Origin of the sequence: Pseudomonas sp. RA_15y_Pfl1_P11, from assembly GCF_963970975.1 — a bacterium.
Classification (GTDB): Bacteria; Pseudomonadota; Gammaproteobacteria; order Pseudomonadales; family Pseudomonadaceae; genus Aquipseudomonas; species Aquipseudomonas tritici.
Genome location: NZ_CAXAOY010000028.1, coordinates 39,228 through 48,212, shown reverse-complemented (window position 1 = coordinate 48,212; position 8,985 = coordinate 39,228). Strand labels below are relative to the sequence as shown.

The 8,985-nt window shown below is 59.2% G+C and carries 8 protein-coding genes; 2 read left to right on the top strand and 6 right to left on the bottom strand.

Annotated features, from left to right (window positions below):
• From AACY44_RS26075 to AACY44_RS26065, 3 genes are all read right to left on the bottom strand, one after another.
• The coding region (locus AACY44_RS26075; protein WP_339531361.1) for a transposase domain-containing protein at window positions 1–257 on the bottom strand (257 nt) is incomplete at its 3' end.
• A 115-nt stretch (window positions 258–372) separates the two neighbouring features.
• The gene (locus tag AACY44_RS26070) at window positions 373–1,236 is read right to left on the bottom strand and encodes a DMT family transporter (RefSeq protein WP_339456713.1); all 864 of its coding nucleotides are present in this window, start codon (window positions 1,234–1,236) and stop codon (window positions 373–375) included.
• 175 nt (window positions 1,237–1,411) lie between these two features.
• Window positions 1,412–1,768, bottom strand: coding sequence for a DUF1493 family protein (locus AACY44_RS26065; RefSeq protein ID WP_065875831.1), 357 nt, complete (start codon window positions 1,766–1,768; stop codon window positions 1,412–1,414).
• A 734-nt stretch (window positions 1,769–2,502) separates the two neighbouring features.
• On the opposite strand from AACY44_RS26065, the gene AACY44_RS26060 reads away from it, so the two are divergent.
• Window positions 2,503–4,440, top strand: coding sequence for a RecQ family ATP-dependent DNA helicase (locus AACY44_RS26060; protein WP_339427354.1), 1,938 nt, complete (start codon window positions 2,503–2,505; stop codon window positions 4,438–4,440).
• Window positions 4,441–4,463: 23 nt separating this feature from the next.
• Entirely contained in the window at window positions 4,464–4,895 is a 432-nt protein-coding gene (locus AACY44_RS26055) for an acyl-CoA thioesterase (protein ID WP_339419937.1), read from the top strand.
• A gap of 141 nt (window positions 4,896–5,036) precedes the next feature.
• On the opposite strand, the gene AACY44_RS26050 is transcribed toward AACY44_RS26055, so the two are convergent.
• From AACY44_RS26050 to fdhD, 3 genes are all read right to left on the bottom strand, one after another.
• A complete protein-coding gene (locus tag AACY44_RS26050) occupies window positions 5,037–5,516 on the bottom strand; it encodes a YMGG-like glycine zipper-containing protein (RefSeq protein WP_339419938.1) in 480 nt (159 codons plus the stop codon).
• A gap of 207 nt (window positions 5,517–5,723) precedes the next feature.
• Window positions 5,724–8,072 carry an FdhF/YdeP family oxidoreductase gene (locus AACY44_RS26045; protein ID WP_339419940.1) on the bottom strand — a complete coding sequence of 783 codons (2,349 nt, stop codon included), beginning with the start codon at window positions 8,070–8,072 and terminating at the stop codon, window positions 5,724–5,726.
• Window positions 8,069–8,908, bottom strand: coding sequence for a formate dehydrogenase accessory sulfurtransferase FdhD (gene fdhD / locus AACY44_RS26040; RefSeq protein ID WP_339419942.1), 840 nt, complete (start codon window positions 8,906–8,908; stop codon window positions 8,069–8,071). Before fdhD ends, AACY44_RS26045 begins: the two co-directional genes overlap by 4 nt.
• Window positions 8,909–8,985 lie beyond the last annotated feature (77 nt).

Below are 8,985 nucleotides of genomic sequence, written 5' to 3'. Positions count from 1 at the left end.
TGATCGGTTGCCAAGCCTTGGGCGCAGATGTTGAGCCGCCTAGCGACCTCGTGCACCGGTTCGTCGCGAAACAGCGCCATGCCAAGCACAAGCCAGAGCACTTGATCGGCAGGCAAACGACGGCGCCTGATGGTTGCCTGACTGGAGAGATCCAACGCAGATGCCACCCACTCAACGGGGATATTTTGAGTGAAGGTACTCAGGTCAGAAAAGTTGAAAAGGTCGCCGAGGTCGAGCAGGTGCTGCTGAACAGACATAAAAAATCCGATGCCAGATATCTGGCATCGGATTTTCTAGGAACTTCGACGTGAGCTCAAATGCTTAAGTGAACAGCATTAGCCTCTCGTAGGCGGCTTTTTTGTGTGCGAGAGTTTAATCGGCGATGTGCAGAACCACTGCGCCGACCAGTACCAGCACAACCCCCAGCACCTGCACCGCCGACAACCGCTCCTTGAAAAACACAAACCCCAACATCGCCGCAATCCCGCCCGACAACGTACTGATCACCGTCACCACCGAAACCGACCCCGCCATCGCCCCCCACGAAAACGCCGAGAACCCACCGAGGTTCATCAGGCTAGCCCCGGTCAAGGTCGCGCAGTTTTTCAGTGGCGGGATTTTCAGGCCGTCCTTGATCTTCAGCACCATCACCACCAGCACGCACAGGCCTACCAGGTAACCCAGCCACAACATCGAGACCGGCCCCAGCGCCGGTAAGGTGTACCGGCCTTGCAGCCAGAAACTGGTGCCGTACAGCAACGCGGCAAGCATGGCGTAGGCAATGGACAGGCGTGGGTTGTTGTGGGGTACACCGTTGTCCTTGTGGATGCTGGAGAGGATCACGCCGATCACGCACAGGGCGATGCAGCCCAGCTGGATCAGGCTGATGTGCTCACCGCTGGCCCAGGACAGCAATGTGGTGACCACGCCGTAGGACGTCACCAGTGGCGCGACGATGGCCGCTTTACCCAGGGCAAAAGCCTTGGACAGCGCAAGGGCGCCGGAGACGGTAAGCAGTGCAGCAGCGATGCCCAGCAGCCAGACGCTCAGCGGCGCATCGAGAGATTTGAACAGGAAGGTGGGGAAGATGACCAGCAGCAGCGTCATGATCAGGAAACCGAGCGCTTGGCCGAAATAGACCGCGCGTTTAACGCCCACGGCTCTGGCGTTGAGGCCCACGAGAAAGTCCGTACCACCCCAGAGCACGGCGGCCAGCAGGCCCATTATTACGTCCATGTAAAGTCCTTGTTGTTCAGTGCGCGGTTGAGCAGATTAGTGCAGATCCAGTGTGGGAGCGGGCTTGCTCGCGAAAGCGATGTATCAGTCAACATATTCGGCGACTGACCCTCCGCTTTCGCGAGCAAGCCCGCTCCCACATTTGACTTTCAGTGTGTTCGAAATCTGTATTCGCTCAGCTCAGATTCTCCAGCGTCTGCGTATCCCAGCTATGGGTCTTGATAGCCAGGTAGAGCATGCCGATGGTCAACGGCACCTTCTCGCCTCGCCCTTTGGCCCGGCGCTTGAGAAACACATCAAACACCGGTGGGTTGAAGTAACGATAAGTGTCGTAGTCGCCGAGGTCGAGCGCGAATTCCTGCTCCAGTGCTTCCATAAGTTGCTTGGCCTCACTGCCGTCACAGCCCAGGTCGAAGTTGAGTGAGGTTTGCAGGCGGATCGTCTTGTGTTTCGGCAGGCCGATTTCTTCGTGCAGCAGTTGCAGGAGTTGCTGCATCACGGGGTCTTCGGGGAGGTCAGGGGCCAGGTTCATGGTGGGGGCACGCAGGAGTGGGTGAGGGGGATGGTTGTGTGGGTGTCGGTATTTAGTTTGGCGGATCAGCAAAGCAACGCCCGTAACAAAAGCAATGACAAGCAGGCTCTCGATCTGTGACGCCCTTATCCAAGAGGTCGCGCAGAATAGAAGTGTAGGACCGATTACCACAAGGATCAGCCCACACCATTTTCTAAGGGCAGGACGCTTGAGTGTTTTTTCAACTAAGGCGGCAACGGCAAAGAGTAGGGTCAGGCTGATCCAGTCGAGGTAGTCGGTCATTGTATTAGCCACCCTGGCGATTGGCAGCCAAGAGGACAAGGCGAATCACCGTCAAGATGACGCCGCAGTGAACTATGGGTTGAGTCCTTTCCATATTCACGGGTCTTAGCCGAAACGGTTGAGAGGACGCTATTTTCCGTCAGCGGTGGGTAACATCTACAGAGGGGCGAGCGACTGTTTGAAGCAGTTTGGGAAAAGTACAGCGCGAGGGCTAGAGGTTTCTTACAGCAGTTTCTGGCATTTGTAGCTTGAAAGTGATTTAACAGAAAGCGCTCCCACATTTGGTTTGAGGTGTTCCTACAATCGCTATCGAATCTGTCTGATTTGGCCCAAGGCCATCGCCGCACCCTGTGTATCATCCTGTCTCTTTTTTCCTTGCGACCTTTCTCGATTCGCTGAGATTCCCAGGCTATGTTTTTAAGCCAACTCAGCGGTCAATGGAGTGACAGCCTATGCACGACACCCTCCAGCAGGTCTTTGGTTATCCACAGTTTCGTTTGGGCCAGGAGCAAACGGTCAACGCCGTACTGGCCGGTCGTTCTGCAGCGGCAATTTTTCCTACAGGGTCGGGCAAGTCCCTGTGTTACCAGCTGTCGGCGGTGTTGCTGCCGCACCTGACGCTGGTGGTGTCGCCGCTGTTGGCGTTGATGCAGGACCAGCTTGGCTTTTTGCAGCGTCACGGTATTTCGGCAGGCAGTATCGATTCGGCCCAGAGCCGCGATGAGGCCAATGACGTGATGGCCCGTGCGCGCTCGGGTGAGTTGAAAATCCTGATGGTTTCGGTGGAGCGCTTGAAGAACGAGCGCTTCCGTAACTTCCTGCAAAGCGTGCAAATCTCGCTGCTGGTGGTGGACGAGGCTCACTGTATTTCCGAGTGGGGCCACAACTTCCGGCCGGATTATCTGAAGCTGCCGGACTACCAGCGCCAGTTCAATATCCCACAAGCGCTGTTGCTGACAGCTACAGCGACGCCCAAGGTGATTGCCGACATGCAGGCGAAGTTCGCCATTGCGCCGGACGATGTGGTCACCACGGGCTTCTACCGGCCCAACCTCAATCTGTTGGTGGAACCCGTCAGCGGTGCGGACAAGCGTCGTCGTTTGGTCCAGTGGATGAGTGAGCGCGCCAATCAACCCAGCATCGTCTACGTCACACTGCAGAAAACCGCCGAGCAGATTGCCGAGCACTTGAACCGCAACGGTATCCAGGCCGAGGCGTATCACGCTGGTCTGCCCCACGATAAGCGCGAGGGCATCCAGCGCCGCTTCATGGGCGGGCGCTCCAATTGCATCGTCGCCACCATCGCGTTTGGCATGGGCATCGACAAGAGTGACATCCGCAACGTGGTGCACTTCGACCTGCCCAAGTCCATCGAGAACTACAGTCAGGAAATCGGTCGCGCGGGGCGTGATGGGCAGCCGTCTGACTGCCTGGTGTTGGCCAACCGTGACAGCCTCAACGTGCTGGAAAACTTCGTGTACGGCGATACGCCGGAGCAGGACGGTATCCGTCGGGTGTTGGAAGAGTTGCAGGCCGCGCGGGGCGATGGGCAGTGGGAGTTTTTGCTCAGGTCTTTGTCGGACCACAGCAATATCCGCGAACTGCCGTTGAAGACCCTGCTGGTGCAGCTGGAGCTCAAGGGCGTGATTGCGCCGCGCTACGCGTTTTATGCCGAGTACCGCTTCAAGTACCTGATCGAGCCAGAGGCTTTGCTGGCGCGATTCTCCGGCGAGCGGCAGCAGTTCGTGGCGGCGATCATCCAGGTATGTAAACGAGCGAAAACCTGGGCGACGGTGGATTTCGACGCGCTTTATCAACAGCACAATGCCGAACGCAGCCGGGTGGTGAAGGCGCTGGATTACTTCCAGGAGCAGGGCCTGATCGAGCTGGAAAGCAAGCAGATGACGGAGGTCTACAGCCTGCTGGATACCGATTTTGATCCGCAGGTGCTGAGCGCGGAGTTATACACAGGCTTCAAGCAGCATGAGGTGGGCGAGGTCGCACGCATTCATGCGATGCTCGATCTGTTCGCCACCGAGCGCTGTCTCGGGCAGCGCCTGGCGCAGTACTTTGGCGATGAAAATGCACCGCAGCGTTGTGGGCATTGCTCCGTGTGCCACGGCCACGTTGCGCACCTGCCGCCACCGCCAGGCTTGCCGCCGCTTGTGGATAAAAACTTCATGGGGCTGTGCGGTGATTTTATCCACAGGCATCATGAGCACACCGGGGAACTACCGGGCGCGGAACGACTGACACGGTTCCTCGGCGGGATCAGTGTGCCGTTGTTTACCAAGTTGAAGGCGCGGGGTATTCCAGGTTTCGCTGCGTTGGAAGACTACCCTTACGCTGAAGTACGCGAGTGGGCGCAGGCCCATTTGAATGACCTGTAAACCCACCTTCGCGAGACTTACCGATGCCTGACTCAGTGCCACAACGTGCAGACTACGCTCACTTCCAGCCCATCATCACGCGCTGGCACGACAACGATGTGTATGGCCATGTAAACAACGTGACTTACTACAGCTTCTTCGACACAGCGGTGAATACCTACCTGATCGAACAAGGTGGCCTGGATATTCATGACGGTGAAGTAGTGGGGTTTGTGGTGAGTTCGGCGTGTGATTATTTTGCGTCGATCGCCTTTCCGGAGCGCATCGAAATCGGTCTGCGGGTGGGCAAGTTGGGTAATAGCTCAGTGCAGTACGAATTGGCGGTGTTCAAGGCAGGCGAGGAAGAGGCCTGTGCGGCGGGGCGCTTTGTGCATGTGTTTGTAGATCGAGGGTCGAACCAGCCGGTGACGATTCCGGGTTCGCTGCGCGAGGCGTTGCAGCGGTTGTTGGTCTAGCCCAATCCCACTAACACCACGGAGCCAAATGTGTCAGCGGGCTTGCTCGCGAAAGCGGTGGGTCAGCTTAAAATGCGTTGGCTGACACTCCGCATTCGCGAGCAAGCCCGCTCCCACAGTGGATGCGGTGTTCTTTAGAGCTTACCGGTGACGGTAGTGATGCTTGTTCTTGCGATGCCCATAGGCATGCCCGCGTCCACGGTGATCGTCGCGGTCATACCGACGCTTATCACGGCTACGCGAACGACGGTCGTCGTCATCGCTCTTGTTACCCATGTAGTTACCCAGTGCACCACCCGCACCGCCGCCGGCGGCTGCGCCGATCAGGCTGCCGGTGTTGCCGCCCATGCTACGGCCAACCACGTTGCCGCCCGCTGCACCCAAGGCGCCACCGATGGCGGCTTCGCCACGGCTGCGTTTGTCGGCACCGACCGCACTGCCGCCCGCGCCGCCCAGGGCTGCGCCGATGGCCGAGCCCGTGTTGCCGCCAATCGACTGGCCGACAACCGAACCGAGTACCCCGCCCAATGCGCCGCCCACACCGGCTTCGGTGGTGCCACCGGCCATGGCTGCGCCACTGACCAGGCCAAGGGACAACAAGAGAATCGAGGAGAACTTCATAGAGAGACCTCAAGAGGATGACGGCGCGATCCTGAGGCTGTGTCGACATTGTGACAATAGAAATCCGACCAGTAACACGAGTTGTACACAATTCGCTAAGTTACTGTTTTAGCTAGGGAACTTAAGTCAAATTAGTGAGTCTTTTGCTACTTGGGAATGGCCGCTTTTATGCAAAAGCGGCCTTTTTTTGCCCGGAATTCATGGCATTTACGCCGAGCGGGCCATGATCAAGCCATTGTCACTTGCCGCTTCCAAGCGGATCGCCACGAACTTCGACGTCGGCGTATGGCTGCCATCCCCGGTGCTTTCCAGCGGCACCAGTGGATTAACTTCCGGGTAATAAGCCGCAGCCTGCCCCGCCGGAATATCAAACGCCAACAAGGTAAAGCCTTTCACGCGGCGCTCACGCCCGTCTTCCCACAGCGACACGATGTCGGCCTTCTGCCCAGGTTTGAAGCCCAGGCGGATGATGTCGGCTTCGTTGACGAACAGTACGTCACGCTGGCCCTTGACCCCGCGATAACGGTCGTCCAGGCCGTAAATAGTGGTGTTGTACTGATCGTGGGAGCGCATCGACTGCATGATCAGGTCCGGCACGCGGCCGGTGGCGTGGGTGCGTTCATGGATCAGGTCTTTGGGCAGGATGTTCGGGCGGAAGTTGGCGCGGCCCGACGGCGTGTTCCAGCGGCGCGCACCTGCGGAATTACCCAAGTAGAAACCGCCCGGATTTTTGATCTTCTCGTTGAAGTCCTTGAAGCCAGGAATGGTGTCGGCGATCAGGTCGCGGATACGCCCGTAGTCCGCCACAAGCCAATTCCAATCCACGGGTTTGCTACCCAAGGTGGCGGCCGCAATGCCCGCGAGGATTGCCGGCTCCGATTTCATCAGCTTCGACAGCGGCTGCAGTTGGCCGTTGGAACCGTGCACCATGCTGAACGAGTCCTCTACCGTTACCGCTTGCGGGCCATCGGCCTGGATATCAATGTCGGTACGGCCCAGGCACGGCAGGATCAGCGCGTCTTTGCCGTGCATCAGATGGCTGCGATTGAGCTTGGTGCTGATCTGTACGGTCAGGTCGCAATTGCGCAAGGCTTCGAAGGTGCGTGGGCTGTCCGGCGTCGCTTGGGCGAAGTTGCCGCCCAGGCCGATAAACACCTTGGAGCGGCCTTCGAGCATGGCGTGAATCGCCTCGACCACGTTGTGGCCGTTGTCACGCGGCACCTGGAACTGGAAACGTCGCTCCAGGGAATCGAGAAACGCCACCGGTGGGCGTTCGTTGATGCCCATGGTGCGGTCGCCTTGCACGTTACTGTGCCCACGCACCGGGCACAGGCCGGCGCCAGGGCGGCCAATGTTGCCGCGCAGCAGCATCAGGTTGGCGATTTCCTGGATGGTCGGCACCGAGTGGCGGTGCTGGGTGATGCCCATCGCCCAGCACATGATCACGTTCTTGCCTTTGGCGTACATGCGCGCCGCTTGCTCAATCTCGACCAGGGTCAGGCCGGACTGCTCGACGATTTCTTCCCAAGAGGTGTCGTCGATCTTGCCCAGGTAATCCAGCACATTAGCGGTGTGTTCGTTGAGGAAGTTGTGGTCGAACACCGCTTCCTTGCCTTCGGCCTGGGCCTGGCGTTCCCACAGCAGCAGGAACTTGGCCATGCCGCGCAAAATTGCCATGTCACCACCCAGCGCCGGGCGGAAGTACGCGGTATTAGTCGGTTTGTCGCCGTTGGTGAGCATTTCCAGCGGGTGTTGCGGGTGTTGGAAGCGTTCCAGGCCGCGCTCTTTCAGCGGGTTGATGCACACCACCTGGGCGCCGCGTTTAACCGCTTCGCGCAGCGGTTCGAGCATGCGCGGGTGGTTGGTGCCGGGGTTCTGGCCCCAGACAAAAATCGCGTCGGCATGTTCGAAGTCATCAAAGGTCACGGTGCCTTTGCCCACGCCCACGCTCTGCGCCAGGGCCACGCCGCTGGCTTCGTGGCACATGTTCGAGCAATCCGGAAAGTTGTTGGTGCCGTAGGCGCGCACAAACAGCTGGTACAGGTACGCCGCTTCATTGCTGGCGCGGCCCGAGGTGTAAAACTCGGCCATGTCCGGGCTAGGGAGGGCGTTGAGGTGTTTGCCGACCAAGTCGAAGGCCGCTTCCCAACTGATGGGCAGGTAGCGATCGGTTTCGGCGTCGTAGCGCATCGGCTCGGTCAGGCGGCCCTGGTATTCCAGCCAATAGTCGCTCTGTTCAATCAAGGCGCTGACGCTGTGCTTGGCGAAGAACGCAGCATCCACGCGACGTTTGGTGGCTTCCCAGTTCACCGCCTTGGCGCCGTTTTCGCAGAACTTGACCATGCCGCTTTCCGGCGAGTCGCCCCAGGCGCAGCCCGGGCAGTCGAAACCGCCGTTCTGGTTGGTCTTGAGCATCATGCGCAGGTTTTTCAGCGCGTTGTCGCTGGTCAGCCACGCCTGGGCCACGCTGATCAGTGCGCCCCAGCCGCCAGCCGGGCCTTTATAGGGCTTGTAGCGTGGGGTTGGGGTTTGGTCGGCTTGGTGATGATTGCTCATGGCTGGTACTCCATCGCAGGGCTGTAGACCCGCGGCGCGCTTTTCTGCGGCAGGTGGATGAGATTGAGGTTGTGCCGGCGCGCCCATTGCAGGGCCAGGCCGGTGGGTGACGACAGGCTTACCAGGGTCTGGATGCCCGCGCGCAGGACTTTCTGTATCAATTCGAGGCTGCAACGGCTGGTGACAATCGCCAAGCCGCTGTCAGTCGGGATCTTTTGACGGATGAGTGCGCCAATCAACTTGTCCAGGGCGTTATGCCGGCCGATGTCTTCGCGGCCCAGCAGTAATTCGCCCTGGCCGTTCATAAATACCGCCGCATGCACCGCGCCACTGTATTGGCCCAAGGGCTGGAACGCGCTGATGCGCTGGCGCAGGCCGTCGAGCCATTCGGCAGGCGGCAAGGGTGCGCCGGGCAGCACTTGCAGGTCTGGCAAGGCTTGCTCCACCGCTTCCACGCCGCACAGGCCACAGCCGCTGGTGCCGGCCAACTGGCGGCGCTGCTGCTTGAGGTTCCAGAAGGCACGGCTGGAGATCTGCACCTGAGCGTATTGGGTCGAGCCCGAACCGCTGAGTTTAAGATCATATATGTCGCTAACGTCGGTGATAATGCCGCTTCCTAGGCTGAAGCCGACGATGAAGTCTTCCAGGTCGGTGGGCGTTACCAGCATGACCGCCTGGCTGATGTCGTTGTAGGCAATCGCCAACGCCACTTCTTCCGCCAATGCAGTACTGGCGACTTCTGTGTGTTCGAGGTTGCAAAACTGGTAGCTCTGGCTGGCGGCGGGCGCGGGCGTTTCAACAGCGGGCGCCGCGCAGACTGGACGCTTGGCGTTCATGGGGCAGTACCACCGACGGATTGATCAGTGCTCAGACTAGGCGCGACAAAGCGTCACGTCTAATTGCCAGTACTGAT